Below are 20,376 nucleotides of genomic sequence, written 5' to 3' on the forward strand. Positions count from 1 at the left end.
CAAGAGTCAGTGCCACGGGTAGACGAAGGATCGGGCGCGTTGCCAATGCACTCGTATTCCCGCGCCGCACCCAAGGCAAGACAAGTGTCGAGCCCATACCACCCCATCAGTGCAGGGTGACCGAGAGATGCAACAAGGCATAATGGAGTTGATGTGGCGCTCATCTCACGTAACCGGCAGCAATGTCCATTACGTAGAAGCGCTCTACGAGCAGTACCTCGACGACCCCGCCGCCGTTCCTGATGAATGGCGCGAGTATTTTGACCAGCTACCCAGCCCCGAAGGCACAGCTTCTCAGGATTCCCCCCTCACGCCGATTCGTGAACAGTTCTACCAGCTTGGCAAGCAGCGTCGTACCGCTGTTACCGCAGCAGCTGGTGACAGCGAAGACAATCGCAAGCAGGTAAAGGTTCTCCAGCTGATCAACGCCTACCGCTTTCGCGGTCATCAGAAGGCGAACATTGATCCGCTCGGCCTGCGTGATGCGAAACCGGTGCCCGATCTCGACTTGACGTTCCATCAATTGTCGAAGTCCGATCTGGACACCAATTTCCAGACCGGTTCCTTTTTTCTCGGCGAGGACGAAGCTCCGCTGCGGGTGATCGTCGATGCCCTTGAGCAGACTTACTGCCGTTCCATCGGCTGTGAGTTCATGCACATCGTCGATACCGAGGAAAAGCGTTGGCTGCAGCAGCGTTTCGAGGCAGTCCGCTCGAATCCGCCCTTTACCGAGGACATGCGCAAGCACGTTCTGGAGCGCGTGACCGCTGCCGAAGGTCTGGAAGCTTACCTGGCATCCCGCTATCCGGGGACCAAGAGGTTTGGTCTCGAAGGCGGCGAGTCCTTCATTCCGATGATGGACGAGCTGATTCAGCGGGCCGGCAGCTATGGCACCAAGGAAGTGGTCATCGGCATGGCCCACCGTGGTCGCCTCAACGTGCTGGTCAATATCCTCGGCAAGAACCCGTCTGAGCTGATTGATGAGTTTGACGGCAAGAAGATCATCGAGCGTGGCTCCGGTGACGTCAAATATCATCAGGGTTTCAGCTCCAACGTGATGACGCCGGGCGGCGAAGTGCATCTGGCCATGTCATTCAACCCGTCTCACCTCGAGATCGTGGCGCCGGTGGTGGAGGGCTCAGTTCGTGCTCGCCAGGACCGCCGTAACGATGAGGAAGGCGGAAAGGTACTGCCGATCAACGTACATGGTGATGCCGCCTTTGCCGGTCAGGGCGTGGTCATGGAGACATTCCAGATGTCCCAGACCCGTGCTTACAAGACCGGTGGCACGGTACATATTGTCATCAACAACCAGGTCGGTTTCACCACATCGCACCCGCTGGATGCGCGCTCTACTGAGTACTGCACGGATATCGCCAAGATGGTTCAGGCGCCGATCCTGCACGTCAATGGCGATGATCCGGATGCTGTATTGCATGTCACTCAGGTGGCGCTTGACTATCGTCAGCAGTTCAAGAAAGACGTCGTCATCGACCTGGTCTGCTATCGTCGTCGCGGCCATAACGAGGCTGATGAGCCGTCTGGTACCCAGCCGTTGATGTACCGCAAGATCAAGGATCATCCGTCCTCGCGTTCGCTGTATGCCCAGCGACTGATCAAGGATGGCGTGATCACCGAGGACGCGGACAAGGCGTTGGTCGAGAAGTATCGTGACGATCTGATGGCCGGTAACCACGTGGCCAACGCGCTGGTGCAGGAACCCAACACCTCTCTGTTCGTCGACTGGAAGCCCTACCTCGGACATGAGTGGAGCGGCCACGCCGATACCAGCTTCGACATGAAGCGTCTGCAGCAGCTTGCGGCGAAGATGTGTGAGATTCCGGACGGTGTCAGCGTGCAGCGTCAGGTCGCCAAGATCTACGAGGACCGCCGCAAGATGCAGGGCGGTGGCCTGGGCCTCAACTGGGGCTTTGCCGAGACTCTGGCCTATGCCACGCTGATCGATCAGGGGCATCCTATTCGCCTGACCGGTCAGGATATCGGCCGCGGTACCTTCTCACATCGCCACGCCGTCATTCACAACCAGAAGGATGGCTCTGTACATGTGCCGCTTCAGCACATGGCCGACGGTCAACCCGCCTTCACCATTCATGACTCCTTCCTTTCGGAAGAGGCTGTGCTGGCGTTCGAATACGGCTACTCGACCACCATGCCCAATGCACTGGTGATCTGGGAAGCCCAGTTCGGTGACTTCTTCAATGGCGCCCAGGTGGTGGTCGACCAGTTCATCTCCTCCGGCGAGACCAAGTGGGGACGCCTGTGTGGCCTGACCATGCTGCTGCCGCACGGCTTTGAAGGGCAGGGGCCGGAACACTCCTCCGCGCGTCTCGAGCGTTTCCTGCAGCTGTGCGCCGAGTTCAACATGCAGGTGTGCGTACCGACCACTCCGGCGCAGATCTTCCATCTGTTGCGCCGTCAGGTGATCCGTCCGCTGCGCAAGCCGCTGGTGGTGATGTCGCCCAAGAGCCTGTTGCGCCACAAGGAAGCGGTGTCCAGCCTCGAGGACCTGGCGAAGGGCAGCTTCAACATGGTGCTGCCGGACCAGGGCAAGCGTGATGCCAGTAAGGTTGAACGCGTCATCATGTGCTCCGGCAAGGTCTATTACGACCTCGCCAACTGGCGTGAAGAAAACCTGCGTGACGACGTGGCTATTGTTCGCGTTGAGCAACTCTACCCCTTCCCCAAGGAAGAGCTGTTCGAGTCCATCAAGGACTACAGCAACGCCACGGATATCGTGTGGTGCCAGGAAGAGCCGCTCAATCAGGGCGCCTGGTACTCCATGCAGCACAATTTGCGTAGCGTGGCGGACCTACTCAAGGATGGTTTGGGCGGCAAACTGAAGTTTGCAGGTCGTCCAGCATCCGCGGCACCTGCCGCAGGGTATATGTCCGTTCATACCGAACAGCAGCGTCAGCTGGTGGAAGACGCCTTCAACCTCTAAGGCGCCCGTCAGGACGAGAGAATAGATAAGGATACGACATGGCTACCGAGATCAAGGCACCAACCTTTCCGGAATCCGTTGCTGAAGGCACCGTGGCTGCATGGCACAAGAAGCCGGGTGACAGCGTCGAGCGTGATGAGCTGATTGTTGAGATCGAGACTGATAAGGTCGTGCTCGAAGTAGTGGCGTCCGAGGCTGGCACCCTGGCGGAAGCGCTGGTGGAAGAAGGCGACACCGTGGAGTCCGAGCAGGTGCTGGGCCGTATCGGTGAAGGTGGCGCTGCGAAGGACAAGTCTGACGACGAGCCTGCCACTGCTGAAGACAAGAAAGATGTTGCCCAGAGCGACAGCAAGAAGGAAGCTACCTCGGATGGTGGTGGCGAGAAGGTCGATGTCAAGGCACCTACCTTCCCTGAGTCCATTCAGGAAGGCACTGTTGCTACCTGGCACAAGCAGGTCGGTGAAGCCGTCAAGCGTGATGAGGTACTGGTTGACATCGAGACTGACAAGGTTGTGCTCGAGGTTGTTGCTCCGGCGGATGGCGCTCTGGTCGAGATCAAAGTGGAAGAGGGTTCGCAGGTTGAGTCCGAAGCGCGGCTGGCTGTCTTTCAGGCGGGTGCTGGCGGTGCGGCAGATACTGCCGACCAGGTTGCACCCAAGGCCAGTGCCGATGATGGTGACAGTGACGAGCAGGTCGGTGACAAGATTGTCGCTCCGGCCGCTCGCAAGCTGATCGCCGAGCACAATCTCGACGTGTCTGCCATCAAGGGCACCGGCAAGGACGGTCGCGTGCTCAAGGAAGACGTGCTCAAGGCCGTCAAGGACGGCAGTGCGAAGAAAGGCGCTGCTGCGTCGGCTGCCAAACCCAGTGCAGCTGCGGCTCCGGCCGTCGAGGGCGAGCGCCCCGAGAAGCGTGTGCCGATGAGTCGCCTGCGCCAGACCATCGCCAAGCGCCTGGTTCAGGCCCAGCAGACGGCTGCCATGCTGACCACGTACAACGAGGTCGACATGGGCGCCATCATGGAGCTGCGTGGCCAGTACAAGGACAACTTCCTCAAGGCGCATGACGTCAAGCTCGGCTTCATGGGCTTCTTCGTCAAGGCCGCCTCCGAAGCACTCAAGCGCTTCCCTGATGTCAACGCGTCCATCGACGGCACTGATATCGTCTACCACGGCTACCAGGATATCGGTGTTGCCGTGTCCACCGAGCGTGGGCTGGTGGTGCCAGTGCTTCGCGATACCGATAGCATGAAGATTGCTGATGTCGAGAAGGGCATTGTCGATTTCGGCAAGCGTGCTCGTGACGGCAAGCTCGGTATCGACGAGATGCAGGGCGGAACCTTCACCATCACCAACGGCGGCATCTTCGGTTCACTGATGTCCACGCCGATCCTGAATCCGCCGCAGACCGCGATCCTTGGTATGCACAAGATCCAGGAACGTCCCATGGCGGTGAACGGCAAGGTCGAGATCCGTCCAATGATGTACCTGGCGCTGTCATACGATCACCGCATGATCGATGGCAAGGATGCGGTGCAATTCCTGGTCACCCTCAAGGAACTGCTCGAAGATCCGGCGCGTCTGTTGTTGGAAATTTGACCGTTGGAAATTTGACCGTTGGAAATTTGAGCGTTGGAAATTTGAGCGTTGGGAGTTTGACGTTTTCGTCGCACCGGCACAGACAGGGATTATCTGCAGACTGTCTGCAACAGTGAAAGAACAGGAGCCAACATGGCCGACAAGTTTGATGTGATCGTCATTGGCGCGGGCCCCGGTGGCTACGTGGCCGCCATTCGCGCAGCTCAGATGGGGCTGAAGACGGCTTGTGTCGAGAAGTGGATCGGCAAGGATGGCAAGGTCGCACACGGTGGTACTTGCCTGAATGTAGGCTGTATCCCGTCCAAGGCGTTGCTTGAAGCGTCTCACAAGTTCGTCGAAGCCAAGCATGACTTCGATGATATGGGTATCCAGGCCAGTGATGTCCAGATGGACGTCAAGAAGATGGTTGCCCGCAAGGACAAGATCGTCAAGAACTTGACCGGCGGTATCTCTGGCCTGTTCAAGGCCAATGGCGTCACAGCCATCGAAGGTACCGGCAAGGTGGTGGCGAAGGATCAGGTTGAAGTCACAGACCTCGATGGCAAGGCCTCTACCTACCAGGCGTCCAATATCGTGATTGCCGCTGGTTCCGTACCTGTTGAGATTCCGCCGACGCCGATGACTGACGACCTGATCGTCGACTCCACTGGTGCGCTGGAATTCCAGGAAGCGCCCAAGCGTTTGGGTGTGATCGGCGCCGGCGTCATCGGCCTGGAGCTGGGCAGCGTCTGGAACCGTCTGGGCAGTGAAGTTACCGTGCTTGAGGCACTCGACAGCTTCCTGCCGATGGTCGATACCGCCATCGCCAAGGAGACTCAGAAACTGCTCAAGAAGCAGGGTCTGGACATCAAGCTCAATGCTCGCGTGACCGGTTCCGAGGTCAAGGGCAAGGAAGTTGTCGTCAAGTATGAGGACAGCGAAGGCGAGCAGACTGTCACCTTCGACAAGCTGATCGTCTGTGTTGGCCGTCGCCCCTACACCAAGGGCGTGGTCGCTGACGGCCTGGGCGTTGAGCTGGATCAGCGTGGCTTCATTCACGTCGATGACCAGTGCCGTACCAGCGTGCCGGGCGTCTATGCAATCGGTGACTGCGTACGTGGACCAATGCTGGCGCACAAGGCTTCCGAAGAAGGCGTCATGGTTGCCGACATCATTGCCGGCCACAAGGCACAGATGAACTACGATGCTATTCCCAGCGTCATCTACACCTACCCTGAAGTGGCATGGGTCGGTATGACCGAGCAGGACGCCAAGGCGGCCGGCATCAAGGTCAAGACCGGTAGCTTCCCGTTTGCTGCCAGTGGTCGCGCCATGGCCAACAACGCCACTGAAGGCCAGGCCAAGGTTATCGCCGATGCGGAAACTGATCGTGTGCTGGGTATGCACATTGTCGGCCAGCATGCCGGTGAGATGATCGCTCAGGGTGTGATCGCCATGGAGTTTGGCTCCAGCGCCGAGGATCTGGCGTTGACCTGCTATGCGCACCCGACCATGTCAGAAGCTGTTCATGAAGCCGCCCTGGCGGTGGATGGACACGCTATTCACATGGCCAACCGCAAAAAGCGCTAGTCGTACAACTAGCGTCATCGTTGGCGTCGCGAGCCCGCTTTCGTTGCGGGCTCGTCGGTTTTCCTTCGGTGTCGCATCGCCTCCGGCCATGTACCGGAGGTGGTCGGTGGCGACCACTGGCCCATTTCTACGAAATTGAGCCTGGTCGCTGTTCGAGTCACATGCAACCAATGGCATGAATCGATGAACCTTCACGAGTATCAAGGCAAACAGCTGTTTGCCGATTATGGTCTGCCTGTTTCCAAGGGCTTTGCAGTTGACACCCCGGAAGAAGCTGCAGAGGCCTGCAGGAAAATTGGCGGTGACATGTGGGTGGTCAAGGCCCAGGTTCACGCAGGCGGCCGCGGCAAGGCCGGCGGCGTCAAGCTGATCAAGAGCGCGGAAGAAGCCAAGGCGTTTGCCGAGCAGTGGCTGGGCAAGAACCTGGTGACATTCCAGACAGATGAGAACGGTCAGCCGGTCTCGCGTATTCTGGTTGAGAACTGCACTGATATTGCCAACGAGCTTTATCTCGGCGCTGTTGTCGATCGCGGCACCCGTCGTGTGGTCTTCATGGCTTCCACGGAAGGTGGTGTCGAGATCGAGAAGGTCGCTGAGGAAACTCCCGAGAAGATTCTGAAGGCTGAGATCGATCCGCTGGTTGGTGCACAGCCGTATCAGGCTCGTGAACTGGCCTTTGCCCTGGGACTGAAGGGCGACCAGGTCAAGCAGTTCACCAAGATCTTCCTGGGCCTGTCGCGCATGTTCCATGACAAGGACCTGGCGCTGCTCGAGATCAACCCGCTGGTGATCACCGACGAAGGCAATCTGCACTGCCTCGACGCCAAGATCAACCTGGACGGTAACGCACTCTATCGTCACCCGGATCTGGTGGAGATGCGCGATCCGTCACAGGAAGACGAGCGTGAAGCCGAAGCGGCCAAGTGGGAGCTCAACTACGTTGCGCTCGACGGCAACATCGGCTGCATGGTCAATGGCGCAGGTCTGGCCATGGGCACCATGGACATCGTCAACCTGCACGGTGGCAAGCCGGCCAACTTCCTCGATGTTGGTGGCGGTGCGACCAAGGAACGTGTTGCGGAGGCTTTCAAGCTGATTCTCTCCGACGACAACGTCAAGGCCGTGCTGGTCAACATCTTCGGCGGTATCGTACGTTGCGACATGATCGCCGAGGGCATTATCGGTGCCGTTGAGCAGGTCGGTGTCAACGTACCTGTCGTGGTGCGCCTGGAAGGCACCAACGCCGAACTGGGCGCCGAGAAGCTGGCCTCCAGTGGACTGAACATCATCGCTGCCAAGAGCCTCACCGATGCGGCTCAGCAGGTCGTCAAGGCAGCGGAGGGCAAGTAATGAGTATCCTGATCGACAAGAACACCAAGGTCATCTGCCAGGGCTTCACTGGCGGCCAGGGGACCTTCCACTCCGAACAGGCCATCGCCTACGGTACTCAGATGGTCGGCGGTGTGACCCCGGGCAAGGGCGGCCAGCAGCACCTTGGCCTGCCGGTGTTCAACACCGTCAAGGAAGCCGTTGAGAAGACCGGCGCTGAAGCCAGTGTGATCTACGTTCCTGCGCCGTTCTGCAAGGATTCCATCCTCGAAGCGGCCAATGCCGGCATCAAGCTGATCGTGTGCATCACCGAAGGCATCCCGACTCTCGACATGCTCGACGTCAAGGTCAAGTGTGACGAGCTGGGCGTTCGCCTGATCGGCCCGAACTGCCCCGGTGTCATCACTCCCGGTGAGAGCAAGATCGGCATCATGCCTGGCCATATCCACAAGCCTGGCAAGGTCGGTATCGTCTCGCGTTCCGGCACCCTGACCTATGAAGCGGTCAAGCAGACCACTGACCACGGCTTTGGTCAGTCCACCTGTGTGGGTATCGGTGGCGACCCGATTCCGGGCTCCAACTTCATCGACATCCTCGAGATGTTCGAGAAGGACCCGGCCACTGAAGCCATCGTCATGATCGGTGAAATTGGTGGTACTGCTGAAGAAGAAGCAGCAGCCTTCATCAAGGACAACGTCAGCAAGCCGGTCGTTTCCTACATCGCGGGTGTTACTGCTCCTCCTGGCAAGCGTATGGGCCACGCTGGCGCGATCATTGCCGGCGGCAAGGGTACTGCCGACGAGAAGTTTGCTGCTCTGGAAGCTGCAGGCGTCAAGACCGTGCGTTCGCTGGCCGAAATCGGCGATGCACTCAAGGAAGCCACTGGCTGGTAAGTTTCTGCCACGCATTCCTGTACAAAGGGCCACCTTCGGGTGGCCTTTTTGCGTTGTTGGGGGTAGCGGCGAGCTACGAGTTTCAAGAAGTAAGAAGTAAGAAGTGAGAAGTAAGTCACTCCGGACCCTGGGCCTTTGTATGTGAGTGGCGAAGTGGCACTGTACAGCTCGCAGCTTCCAGCTTACGGCATACGGCTTACGGCTTATGGTTGACGGCCGATCCTTTGCGGGATGAGAGCAATCTGGATACTGATAGCGCAAACACTGGCGCTCCCGCGACCAGATACAGGTGGTAGCTGACCAGGCGCCATATCACTATCGCGGCGGCGGCTTGTTCGCGATCGATGATCGGCAGCAGCAGGGCGCCGACACTGACTTCTGCGGCACCGGCACCACCCGGCAGGATGCTCAGTTGACTGGCGGCCATTGCCAGCATTTGTACAAGGAATGTCCAGGCCCAGTCTGCATGGCCGCTCACACCGAGTACTGCGAGATACAACAGGCTGTAGCGCAACAGCCAGTGTATGCAGCACAGCAGGAAGATGGCGATCAGGATATGGCGTGGCAGACGCAGGGTGACGACCAGTGCATGCCGGCAGCGCAGCAGGCGGCGTACGACCCAGCGCCGTCGACGTGGGCCAGGCCAGTGCAGCCAGGGTCTGCGTCGTAGCAGGTGTGGCAAGAAGGCAATGATCAACGCCAGGGCGAGGATTGCCATTACCAGCCCCGGTAACGCGATCTCGATCAGCGCCTGATGTGGCCATTGGCTAGTGCCCCCCAGAGCGACGCCAAGCAGTAGGGTCAGCATCAAGGTAAAGAACAGCATGTCGCAACCCTGATCGACGAGGAAGATCGCCGAGGCACGCGATGGTGAGTAGCCGCGCCGTGCCAGCAGCCATAACAGGGTGGCTGCGCCGCCAGTGCCGCCTGGCGTAGCGCATAGAGCGAACTTGGCCGACATCTCGATCGATAGGGCTCCGCCTTGCCCGAGGTGTCCGGCGCGTCCCGCCAGCATCAGGCGTAGACGCGCGGCATTGAGGTTCCAGCACAACACAGCAATCACCGCCATCAGCAGCAGCAAAGAGGGCGGGAAAGCCATGGCCATTGTCATGGTGCCGCGACCGCCAAACCACCATGGCAGAAGCAGCGTAATGCCGATGGCCAGCAGTAACAGCAGACCATGAAAGGGGTGCCAGCGCAGCGGTGTGGCAAGGCGTTCAGCCATCATTTTCAACCATAGCGCCGGCGTGTTTCATTGCCCGGATCGATGAGGTCTTCATAGTGATGGAGGAGTTGTTCCATGACGTTGTCCCAGTCGAAATGGCGCTCGACATGACGACGGGCATGACGACCACTGGCCGTGATGTCGTTGGCGAACAGTGCTTCGGTGGCATCGGCCATGGCCCCAGGGTCGAGAGGCTGGCACAGGATGCCACCACCCAGCGGCACATTCTCGGCGAGAGCGCCGGCACGCGCTCCAATCACGGGAATTCCACTGGCCATGGCCTCCTGAGCGATCAGGCCAAAGGTCTCTCGGGTTCCGGCATGGAGCATGGCATCGCTGCTGGCGAGAGCTCGAGCAACCTCATGGGTGCCGCAGCAGTGATCGATCACCGTGACATTGGCTGGCACACTGCGGGGCATGCCGGGCCCCATCAACAGCAGGTGATAGGGTTTTCCGAGTCGTGCCATGGTGGCCAGCAGAATGTCGATGTTCTTCTCCCGCGAGAAGCGACCCACGAAGATCAGCAGGCGGGTCTGCTGATTCAGTCCCAGACGGTCACGCAAGGTCGGATCACGCCTGTCGGGGTGAAAGGCATTGAGATCCACGCCCAGCGGTTGTACACGGACCCGCGGCAAACCCCAGCAGAGCAGACGGTCGGCCATTGCCTGGCTGGGCGCCATAATGCTGTCGAAACGACAGTAGAGGTCGACAACATAGCGCTCCAGGTGACGCTGGACCAGCGGGCCGAAACGATCGCCCATCAGCCGCGGCAGGTCTGAGTGGTAGAAGCCGACGACCGGCACACCGAGGCGTTGGCCGGCATCCAGAGCGGCCCAGGCAGTCACATAGGGGTCGCCTGCTTCGATGAGATCCGGGCATAGCTCCAGCAATGCATTACGCCAGCGTCGACGACTCAGTGGAAAGCGGTAGCCCTGGCCGAGAGGCAATTTGAGTGAGGGCAGGGTGTGATGATCGCCGAGACTATCTCGTTCGGCGCCAGGAACCAGCAGACTGGTACGTAGTTCCGGATAGCGAGAGAACACGCGATGTTTGGCCTGCAGATAAGTGCGCACTCCGCCACTGGCCGGAGCGTGGAACATGGTGACGTCGGCGATATGCAAGGTTCCCTCCCATGTGTCTAGACCCGTGGTAATCATCCACTGAGCACTCCGCGTTCAGCCTAAGCGGGAATTACGACAGTTCTGAGACACTGGTGGGGGAAAACGAAGAACGGCGGCCATGGGCCGCCGTTTGAGGCTTGCAGATAAGTCGACGTGGTGGGATCAGTCCGCTGGACGTGCTACCAGCGAGCGAGTTTCTTCACGTGCTTCTGTCAGGGCGACACGCACTGCATCACCCAGCTTGTAGCGTTCCTCACCTTCGATCTGGATACGTCCTTCCTTGTCATCGACGACAACCTTGTCACGGTCGCTGTGCATCAGCGGAGCCGGGACGAAGGCGGTGGCACCGTTGGCAGTCAGGCGTACTCGCATGCCGCCACGATTGATGGCGATGATCTCGGCATCGAAGACATCGCCGGTCCCGGCGGCCGGGGATAGGTAGCGTACGTAGAGCCAGTCCTTGACGTCGCGCTCGGCCATGCGGTTGAGGCGGCGGCGCTCGGTGAGCTGCTCGGTGAGTTGCTGGCTGGCCTCGGGCGGTGCTTGCTCGCCCTTGAGGACTCGCTTGATCAAGCGATGGTTGACCATGTCACCGTACTTGCGAATCGGGGAGGTCCAGGTGGCGTAGGCGGGTAGCCCCAGGCCAAAGTGCGGGCCTGGCTGAGCCGACATGCTGGTGAAGCCCTGGAATTTGCGCAGTCGCGCATCCAGCCAGGCGTCATCACGGCTTTCCAGAGCGCGTTTGAGCTCCTTGTAGCGGTTCAGGTCGGTGAGTGCCTCGCGCTCGACCTCGATCTGTTGGCTGGCAAGGAAGTTCTGTGCAGCCTCGGCTTTCTCGTCGTCAAAGGCGCGGTGCACATTGAAGATGCCGTGCCCGACATGTTGAGCCAGCAGGTCGGCGCAGCAGGCGTTGGCGACGATCATCGATTCTTCGATCATGCGATTGGCGATGCGTCGTTCCTCGATGAGGATGGCCTTGATGTTGCCGGCATCATCCAGATCAAAGGCATAGTCGGGACGGTCCTTGAACACCAGAGCGTGTTCTGCACGCCAGCCACTGCGTGCCAGAGTCAGATCGCGCAGCGCCTTGAGTTGAGCCGCGACGCTCTCATCGGGTGCCCAGTCGCCCTTGTCTTCCAGCCAATCGGATACCCGGTCATACACCAGGCGTGCGTGAGAGCACATGGTGGCGGCGAAGAAGCGGTAATCGCCGAGACTGCCATCGGCATTGACATCCAATTGGCAGGCCAGCACTGGACGTTGCTGGTTCTCGTGCAGCGAGCAGAGATCATCAGCCAACTGCTCGGGCAGCATGGTGACGTTCTGTCCCGGCAGGTACACGGTGAAGGCACGGGTACGGGCCTCGAGGTCGGCAGCATGACCTTCCTCTACATAGGCAGTGGGGTCGGCAATGGCCACGCTCAGCGTCCAACCACCTTGCTCGCGAGTGGTAATGCTCAAGGCATCGTCCATGTCGCGGGTTTTTTCGCCGTCGATGGTGAAGAAGGGCACCGCGGTCAGATCTTCACGAACCAGGCCTTCCTCGTGCAGAGGCCAGTCGGTGCCGGCATCCGGGCAATCCTGTTCGAGGGCGTGGCGGGCCAGAGTGACTCGCCATGGCACTGCAGGGTTGTCGACCTTCGCCACAAGCTCATCGATCTGGGTAAAGAAGGCGCGGTCATCGGGCTTGAGCGGGTGACGCACCAGGCGTGCCACGACCCAATCGCCTTCGCTGAATTCCTGGCCTTCCAAGCTGCGCTTGATGCGGGCCTTGAGGACATTGCGCACCGAAGGGTGATCCGGAATCACCGCCAATTTGCCATCGCGGTTCTGTACGCGAGCAATGAAGCGTTGCATGCCGGTTTCGATGAGCGTATCGGGTTCCACCGACTTGCGCTCGCCGTCCTCATGCAGGATGGCCTCGACCCGGTCACCGTGAAGCACCAGCTTCATGGCGGGAGGGGGAACGAAGTACGACTCACCGTCGTCGGTTTCGAGAAAACCAAAGCCCTTTTCCGTGGCTTTGATGACACCCGTGACACGAGGTGTGTTGTCACGAATCTGTTGCTTGAGCTGAGTCAGCAAGGCGTTGTTCTGGAGCATGGTCAAGATCGAGTGGCGAGAGGTAGGGAAGCCACTATACGGATAGAAAGGGCGTGGGCCAAACCCTCTGCACGTGACTGCGGAAAATCAAGATGTTGGCACCGACGCCCGTGCATCGGCCCTACCTCCAGAGGTCAGGGCACTGCGTGTTGCGACTAATGTGGTATTAAAGTGGTATTTAATTGGTATTTAAGTGGGTCTATAGTGTGTCTATTCAACGCTGCCTGAGAAGACCTCATGGATCCGCGATTCGAACGATTGAAGCCCAATGCATCGTTGGCGACACCGTTGTACCGCCAGTTGGCTAATCAACTGGAACTGGCGATTCGCTCCGGCGAGTGGAGTGCCGGGGAGGCGCTGCCTTCGGAGCGCAGCCTTGCCGAGGCGCTGTCGATATCACGTATCACCGCGCGCAATGCCATCGACCAGCTGGCCGAGAGCGGTCTGATTCGTCGTGACCGCGGTTCCGGTACTTTTATTCGGCCCAGCGTCAATCAATCACTGACGCGGTTGGTCAGCTTCAGTGAAATGTTGACCCGACGAGGTTTTACACCACGTTCTGAATGGCTGCTGCGTGGACTGGATACCCCGACGGGAGAGGAAAGCCTGCGTCTGGGGCTGTCGGCGAATGCCCAGGTCGCGCGACTCAAACGACTGCGGTTGGCCGACGAGGTGGTAATGGCGGTGGAAGAAAGCTGTCTGCCGATCAGCATGGTGCCAGAGCCGCAGAACGTGGAGACCTCGCTCTATCAATGGCTCGAAGCGGCTGGTCGACCCATCGTGCGTGCCCTGCAGCATGTCACGGCAATCAATGCTGACCAGAGCCTTGCTCAACTGGCTGGTGTCGCTGACCGACAGGCGTTACTCAAGGTGACCCGGATCGGCTACCTGGCGGATGACACCCCGGCAGAGCTGACGGTGACCTACTGTCGCACCGACTACTACGACTTCACCGTTGAACTGGCCCGATAGGAGATTTGCATGGCCATGTCCTCAACCATCCTGCACGGCAATATCCTGACTCCCGATGGCTGGTATCTGGGGGATCTGCGTGTTGAGAAGGGACGTATCGCTGAAATCACCGGCGAGCCGGTAGACCCGACCAGCAACGAGTTACCGCGTCTGGTACCCGGCTTCATTGACCTGCACGTGCATGGCGGTGGTGGAGCCGACGCCATGGAAGGGTATGACGCTGTGGCAACCCTGGCGAGAACTCATGTGCGCTTCGGCACCACCAGTCTGCTGGCGACCACCATGACTGCCGAGGAGTCTCAGGTACGTGAAGTGCTCGCCGAGATCGCCCGCTATATCGATCACCAGCCGACTCTTGTCGCGCAGGGCCTGGCCACGCGGGTGTTGGGTGTGCATCTGGAAGGCCCCTACATCAATCCCGGTAAGCTCGGCGCTCAGCCGGCACATGCTCAGGTAGCGACCATCGAAAAACTCGATGCTCTGCTTGAGATCGTGGCGATGCCGTTGATCACCCTCGCCCCGGAAGTGGCTGGGCATCAACAGGTGATTCGTCATCTGGCCGACAGGGGCGTTCGCGTTCAGATCGGCCACACCCTGGGAAGTTATGAGGATGGGGTGGCGGCCCTGGAGCACGGTGCCTGCGGCTTCGCGCATCTGTTCAATGCCATGAGCGGTCTTCATCACCGCAAGCCGGGCATGGTCGGTGCTGCGCTGGCCCATGCCGAGTACGCCGAGCTGATCCCTGATCTGCTGCATGTTCATCCGGGAGCCATTCGTGCCGCATTGCGCTCGATTCCGAAGTTGTATGCGGTTACCGATTCGACTGCCGCCGCCGGCATGCCGGATGGCGACTACAAGCTGGGGGAGCAGAACGTGACCAAGTGTCTAGGCGGTGTACGTCTTGCCGATGGCACCCTGGCGGGGAGCACGCTGACCATGGATCAGGCGCTGCGCAACCTGGTGCGAATCGGACTCACGCTGGAGGAGGCTTCGCACCGTCTATCGCGGTATCCCGCGGAATTCCTTGGCCGTGACGACATTGGTCGTCTGGCCTGTGGTGCCAGGGCTGACGTCGTCACCCTTGATGTCGAACTCAATCTCACGGCGGTGCATGTGGATGGCTGCCAGGTATCAGGAGAATCCCATGTCGCTCATGCTTGAAGAAGCGATCAATGCACCGGAACGTCTGCGTGGTCAACTGGCGCGCAATCAGTCGATGCTGGGTGAGTTGGGGGCCCGTCTACGTGCTGAGGATCCTTCCGCCGTGATGACGGTGGCACGTGGCAGCTCCGACCATGCAGCCAGTTATTTCGCCTATCTGTGTATGCAGACACGCGGTATCCCGGTGGCCTCACTACCGCCTTCATTATCGACATTGTCCCAGGCTCCCTGGCGTTTGCAGGGCCAGTTGGCAGTAGCGATCTCCCAGTCTGGCCAGAGTCCTGATCTAGTCGCCAGCCAGAAGGCGCTCGGGCAAGGCGGAGCCACCACCATCGCCATGGTCAACACTCCCGAGTCGCCGTTGGGCAAGTCCAGCGATATCGAGGTCCCATTGTATGCGGGTGAGGAACGGAGCGTCGCTGCGACCAAGAGCTATCTGGCGACACTGTCCGCTGCCGCGCAGTTGGTGGCCCATTGGAACGAGAGCTCGCTGCTGGTGAGCGCGCTTTCCGAACTGCCTGACCGGCTGGTCGAAGCCGGTGCTCAGGATTGGGGAATTGCCGTTGATGCACTCAAGGACTGTGAGCGACTGATGGTCATCGGCCGTGGTGCTGGTCTGGGCATTGCTCAGGAAGCTGCGCTCAAGTTCAAGGAGACCTGCTCCATTCAGGCGGAACCCTTCAGTGGTGCAGAAGTGCGTCATGGCCCCATGGCCCTGATCGAACCGGGCTATCCGGTATTGGTGTTTGCGCCGCCCGGAGCAGAGCAGGCTGGCTTGCTGGAATTGGCCGAGTGGCTGGAAGGCGTAGGCGCCAGGGTGTTGCTGGCAGCGGATGCCAGCGTTGCCAGGCGCCATCTGACGCTGACGGATGCCGGTCATGAGGCCCTGCAGCCGTTGTCGGTCATCCAGAGCTTCTACCCGATGGTGGCGCATCTCGCCGCAGCTCGTGGCATCAATCCCGACCAGCCGCGTCACCTGCGCAAGGTCACGTGCACGCTCTAGGCATGTAGCGGGCCGTAGCTGGATGTCGGCCCGAAATGATTACAATTAGATAGGGAGACGAGCATGTCATCTTCCAATGTCATATTGGCCTCTCCGCTCAAGGGCATTGTCGTGCCGCTGGCGGAAGTGCCGGACCCGGTGTTTGCCGAAGGCGCTCTGGGCAGTGGCATCGCCCTGGATCCACTGGCCAGCTCATTGCATGCGCCGATCAGTGGCGAAGTCATTCAATGTGCCAGAACGCATCATGCTTATACGCTGCGCAGCGCAGAAGGCATCGAGGTGTTGGTGCATCTTGGTCTGGATACCGTGGCTCTGGAAGGGCGTGGTATCTACCCTTGTGTCGAACAGGGCCAGCAGGTGGCAGTGGGGGATCTGCTGTGTGAGTTCGACATGGATCAGCTTGCCTGCAGCGCGACCTCGTTGGTCACGCCTTTGATCCTTCTCGATACCGGCGCCTGGCGTGTGGACGACCACACAGCGGAGGCCGGAAAGCTGTTGGAGGTGGGAGCGCCTTTGCTGACCCTGTCCCCACGGATGGCCGAGTCATCGGTAGCGGGTGTGGAAAACGCTGCCAGCATCCGCGTTGAACAGGAATTGACGGTGGCGTTGGAGGTTGGACTGCATGCTCGCCCTGCCGCGAGGTTGCGCAATATCGGTCGCGATTACCACGTTGAGTTATTGGTGCGTAGCGATGAGCATACCGCCAATGGCAACAGCGTCAGCGGTCTGATGAATCTTGGCCTGATTTGCGGCAGCCGGGCGCTGGTCATTGCCGAAGGCGAGCAGGCGCAAGCCGCATTGGCGGCGGCGGTGGCATTGCTGACTACGCCGGAAGGGCATGCAGCACCGAGCCATGTCGAAGAGCAGGCCCCGCAACAGCCACTCGATGGCAATCGCCTCGGCGGGTTGATGGCAAGTCCTGGTCTGGTTAGTGGTCGGTTGGTGAGGCTCGAGCTGGGCTTACCGAAGGTGCCCTTGACCGGCGAGGGGAGTGAGGTCGAAAAGCCACGTCTGCTCACCGCGTTGCGGATCGTTGGACAACAACTCGAGGACGCGCGCATCCAGGCGGAGAGTACCGGCCAGCAGGCCGAAGCCGAGGTCTTCGAAGCCCATCAAGCCTGGCTGGAAGACCCCGACCTGGTGGCGTCAGCGATGACCCGGCTGCAGGAAGGTTTGAGCCCGGGGCAGGCATGGCGTGAAGCACTTGACGCCGAAGTCGAACGTCTCAAGGCCACTGGCAATGCGATCCTGATCGGACGCATTGCCGATCTGCGCGATCTACAGCGTCGAGTCATGGCCGAATTCAGTGATATCCCCGACCAGGGATTCGGCGAGCTGGCGCCGGATGCGATTGTCGCGACGAGCGATCTGACGCCATCCGGCTTCGTCTCGCTGTGTGACCAGCACCCCGCCGGACTCTGCCTGGCCGCAGGGGGCAGCACATCGCACGTTGCCATTCTGGCCCGAGCACGGGGTATTCCCTGTCTGGTGGCGATGGGCGATGCGTTACTCGAACTCGACGACGAGGTCGTGGTGCTCAATGCCGATCAGGGCCAGCTCGAGATGGCGCCAGACGCGGCACGTCTTGAACAAGTTACCCATCTGCTGGAAGTCCGTCGCAGGCAGGCCGACGCCGAACGTGCCGAATCCCACCTTGAAGTGTTCACGCGCGATAGTTGCTTTGTCGAAGTGGCGGCCAATGTCGGTTCCAGCGAGGAAGCGCAACTAGCGGCCGATAGCGGCGCTGATGCAGTTGGACTGCTGCGTAGCGAGTTCCTGTTCCTCGGCCGTGACAGCGCGCCCGGCGAAGAGGAACAACGTCGCGAATACCAGGCCAGTGTCGATGCTCTGGGAGCAAAGCCGGTGGTGATTCGCACTCTGGATATCGGTGCCGACAAACAATTGCCGTATCTGCAGCTGCCACCATCCCCCAACCCGGCTCTCGGTGTACGTGGCATGCGCCTGTGGCAGGTCGAACCGGAGCTGCTCGACAGCCAACTGCGTGCGCTGCTGGGTGTGCGTCCGCTGCGCTATCTACGGGTGATGGTGCCGATGATCAGTGACGCCTCGGAACTTGAATGGGTGCGTAAGCGTATGGAGGCCCTCGCCGCCGAAATGCACCTGACGGAGCTGCCGCTGCTGGGGGCGATGATTGAAGTGCCGAGTGCGGCACTGTGCGCCGCCAGCATGGCCAATGTCGCCGACTTCCTGTCAATTGGTACCAATGATCTGACCCAGTATGGCCTGGCCATGGACCGTGAGGACCCGCTGCTGGCCAGTCAGGCGGATGTACTGCACCCCGGCGTGCTACGCCTGATTCAGGCCACCCTCAATGGTGCCGCTGGGCGCTGCCCGGTCGCGGTGTGTGGTGCTGCTGCCGGTGACGATCTGGTCGGACCGCTGCTGGTCGCGATGGGCGTCAACGAGCTGTCGGTGGAGCCCTCACGAGTAGCTGCCGTAAAAGCGCGAATCCGGCGTCTGGATACCAGTGTCATCGCCCGTGAAATCGATACATTGCTGGCTATGCCCGATGCCGCCAGTGTGCGTCAGGCATTGGCACCACTGGTTGAGTCAGCGCTGGTCGCTGAAGTTGGACTCGAGAGGATTCCGTCATGAATACGACCGTTGGATCTCGCATCATGGCAGCGCTCCAGCTTCTGGGGCGGTCATTGATGCTGCCGATTGCCGTTTTGCCGGTCGCTGGCTTGTTGCTGCGTCTGGGGCAACCGGATCTACTGGATATTGCCTTCATCGCCAGTGCGGGTGATGCCATCTTCGCCAACCTGCCATTGATCTTCGCCATCGGCCTTGCCGTAGGTTTCGCCGACGACAGTAATGGAGCAGCAGGACTCGCCGGAGTGATTGGTTATCTGGTGCTCGATGCGGTGCTCAAGAGCCTCAATCCGGATATCAACATGGGAGTGTTGGCCGGCATCATCATGGGGATCGTGGCTGGCCTGCTCTACAACCGTTTCAAGGCGATCAAACTGCCGGACTATCTGGCGTTCTTCGGCGGACGGCGTTTTGTGCCGATTGCCACCGGGCTGGCGGGTGTGGCGCTGGGTTTTGTGTTTGGCTGGGGCTGGCCACCGATCCAGCATGGCATCGACACGCTGGGCCACTGGCTGATCGATGCCGGTGCGATCGGCAAGTTCGTCTATGGGGCGCTCAACCGCCTGTTGATCGTGACCGGTCTGCACCATGTGCTCAATAGCTTCGTGTGGTTCGTGTTCGGCAGCTTCGGAGAGGCGACGGGTGATCTCAACCGTTTCTTTGCTGGAGACCCTTCTGCTGGGGGCTTCATGGCAGGGTTCTTCCCGGTGATGATGTTCGGCCTGCCGGCGGCGGCGCTGGCTATGTATCACACGGCGGCGAGGGATCGTCGTGCCCAGGTAGGCGGTCTGTTGATGTCTCTGGCATTGACGGCATTCCTGACCGGCGTGACGGAGCCTATTGAATTCACCTTCATGTTCCTGGCTCCGGCACTCTACGCTTTCCATGCGCTGATGACCGGTATCAGCATGGCCCTGTTGCAACTGCTTGATGTCAAACTGGGCTTTACCTTCTCGGCCGGAGCGTTCGACTATGCATTGTCCTATGGTCTGTCATCCAACGGTTGGTTGCTGATCCCGGTGGGGCTGGCGATGGGGCTGATCTACTACCTGGTATTCCGTTGGGCTATCGTCCACTTCAATCTGCCGACACCGGGGCGCGAGCCGGAGACCGACGAGGTGCTGGTGCCGGCAGCGGACCTCGGAGAGCGTGGGCCAGCCTTCGTCAAGGCGCTGGGTGGCGCTGCCAACCTCACCGCAGTGGGCGCCTGCACCACGCGTCTGCGGCTGGTGCTCGAGTCCGCAGACAGCATTGACGAAGGCGCGCTCAAGTCGCTGGGATCGCGCGGCATCATGCGCCTGGGTGGGGGTGGTGTGCAGGTGATCCTTGGCCCAATCGCAGACTCTGTGGCGGATGAGATTCGCGCAGCCGTGGCTGCTGCTGGTAAAGCTGCCCCTGTTGTTGATGGAGTCAGCAACACGGTAGGAGAGCCTGATATGGAAGGATCCTCTCGCCGGGTGCCAACCTCGGTACGCAAACTGGATGACGCGGAAATTGCCGTCTGGCAGCGGGCCTTCGGCGGTGATGGGAATCTTCGTTCCCTGCAGCCTCAAGCTGTGACCCGTCTGCGTATCGAAGTTGTCGATGATGAGCGCATCGATACTGCGGCACTGGCGCAGCTTGGCTGTCAGGGTGTGCTGCGTGTCGCTGAGGGCACCTGGCATCTGGTGGTCGGCAAGGATGCCGAAGGGCTGGCTGGAGGTCTTCTACATGCTGGGCTGGCGTCTGGTAGCCACTGAAGTGTACTTCATCAGCGAGACGATAACGGCACGCCTTCGGGCGTGCCGTTATCGTTGAGAAACGGTAACATCGATCCACGATTGAACG

13 protein-coding genes are annotated in these 20,376 nt (G+C 60.1%); 10 read left to right on the forward strand and 3 right to left on the reverse strand.

All coding sequences use genetic code 11. The features are described 5' to 3' along the window. Positions 1–127: 127 nt before the first annotated feature. The 5 genes from AR456_RS05760 (at position 128) to sucD (ending at position 8,351) form a co-directional block, all read left to right on the forward strand. The gene (locus AR456_RS05760) at positions 128–2,962 is read left to right on the forward strand and encodes a 2-oxoglutarate dehydrogenase E1 component (protein WP_031208590.1); all 2,835 of its coding nucleotides are present in this window, start codon (positions 128–130) and stop codon (positions 2,960–2,962) included. Positions 2,963–3,000: 38 nt separating this feature from the next. Then, positions 3,001–4,560, forward strand: a complete 1,560-nt coding sequence (gene odhB, locus AR456_RS05765) for a 2-oxoglutarate dehydrogenase complex dihydrolipoyllysine-residue succinyltransferase (protein ID WP_021820414.1) — start codon at positions 3,001–3,003, stop codon at positions 4,558–4,560. A 132-nt stretch (positions 4,561–4,692) separates the two neighbouring features. Further along, entirely contained in the window at positions 4,693–6,129 is a 1,437-nt protein-coding gene (lpdA, locus tag AR456_RS05770; protein WP_021820415.1) for a dihydrolipoyl dehydrogenase, read from the forward strand. Between the two features lie 183 nt (positions 6,130–6,312). Beyond that, complete coding sequence (sucC, locus tag AR456_RS05775) at positions 6,313–7,479, forward strand: ADP-forming succinate--CoA ligase subunit beta (protein WP_021820416.1); 1,167 nt, start codon at positions 6,313–6,315, stop codon at positions 7,477–7,479. Next, a complete protein-coding gene (sucD, locus tag AR456_RS05780) occupies positions 7,479–8,351 on the forward strand; it encodes a succinate--CoA ligase subunit alpha (protein WP_021820417.1) in 873 nt (290 codons plus the stop codon). Before sucC ends, sucD begins: the two co-directional genes overlap by 1 nt. Positions 8,352–8,547: 196 nt before the next feature. Here sucD and AR456_RS05785 read toward each other — a convergent pair whose 3' ends face one another. The 3 genes from AR456_RS05785 to AR456_RS05795 form a co-directional block, all read right to left on the reverse strand. Beyond that, on the reverse strand, positions 8,548–9,579 hold the full coding sequence (locus AR456_RS05785; RefSeq protein WP_021820418.1) for a lysylphosphatidylglycerol synthase transmembrane domain-containing protein: 1,032 nt from the start codon (positions 9,577–9,579) through the stop codon (positions 8,548–8,550). A gap of 2 nt (positions 9,580–9,581) precedes the next feature. Further along, positions 9,582–10,697, reverse strand: coding sequence for a glycosyltransferase family 4 protein (locus tag AR456_RS05790; RefSeq protein ID WP_031208592.1), 1,116 nt, complete (start codon positions 10,695–10,697; stop codon positions 9,582–9,584). A 162-nt stretch (positions 10,698–10,859) separates the two neighbouring features. Continuing rightward, positions 10,860–12,800, reverse strand: coding sequence for an exoribonuclease II (locus AR456_RS05795; protein ID WP_021820420.1), 1,941 nt, complete (start codon positions 12,798–12,800; stop codon positions 10,860–10,862). 237 nt (positions 12,801–13,037) lie between these two features. Between AR456_RS05795 and AR456_RS05800 the strand changes: the two genes are divergently transcribed. From AR456_RS05800 to nagE, 5 genes are all read left to right on the forward strand, one after another. Further along, positions 13,038–13,772, forward strand: a complete 735-nt coding sequence (locus tag AR456_RS05800; RefSeq protein ID WP_021820421.1) for a GntR family transcriptional regulator — start codon at positions 13,038–13,040, stop codon at positions 13,770–13,772. Between the two features lie 9 nt (positions 13,773–13,781). Next, on the forward strand, positions 13,782–14,933 hold the full coding sequence (gene nagA / locus AR456_RS05805) for an N-acetylglucosamine-6-phosphate deacetylase (RefSeq protein WP_021820422.1): 1,152 nt from the start codon (positions 13,782–13,784) through the stop codon (positions 14,931–14,933). Continuing rightward, positions 14,917–15,936, forward strand: a complete 1,020-nt coding sequence (locus AR456_RS05810) for an SIS domain-containing protein (protein ID WP_021820423.1) — start codon at positions 14,917–14,919, stop codon at positions 15,934–15,936. Before nagA ends, AR456_RS05810 begins: the two co-directional genes overlap by 17 nt. Positions 15,937–15,999: 63 nt before the next feature. Continuing rightward, complete coding sequence (gene ptsP, locus AR456_RS05815) at positions 16,000–18,552, forward strand: phosphoenolpyruvate--protein phosphotransferase (RefSeq protein WP_021820424.1); 2,553 nt, start codon at positions 16,000–16,002, stop codon at positions 18,550–18,552. Continuing rightward, on the forward strand, positions 18,549–20,288 hold the full coding sequence (gene nagE, locus AR456_RS05820) for an N-acetylglucosamine-specific PTS transporter subunit IIBC (RefSeq protein ID WP_021820425.1): 1,740 nt from the start codon (positions 18,549–18,551) through the stop codon (positions 20,286–20,288). Before ptsP ends, nagE begins: the two co-directional genes overlap by 4 nt. Positions 20,289–20,376 lie beyond the last annotated feature (88 nt).

Origin of the sequence: Halomonas huangheensis (genome assembly GCF_001431725.1) — a bacterium.
Lineage (GTDB): Bacteria > Pseudomonadota > Gammaproteobacteria > Pseudomonadales > Halomonadaceae > Halomonas > Halomonas huangheensis.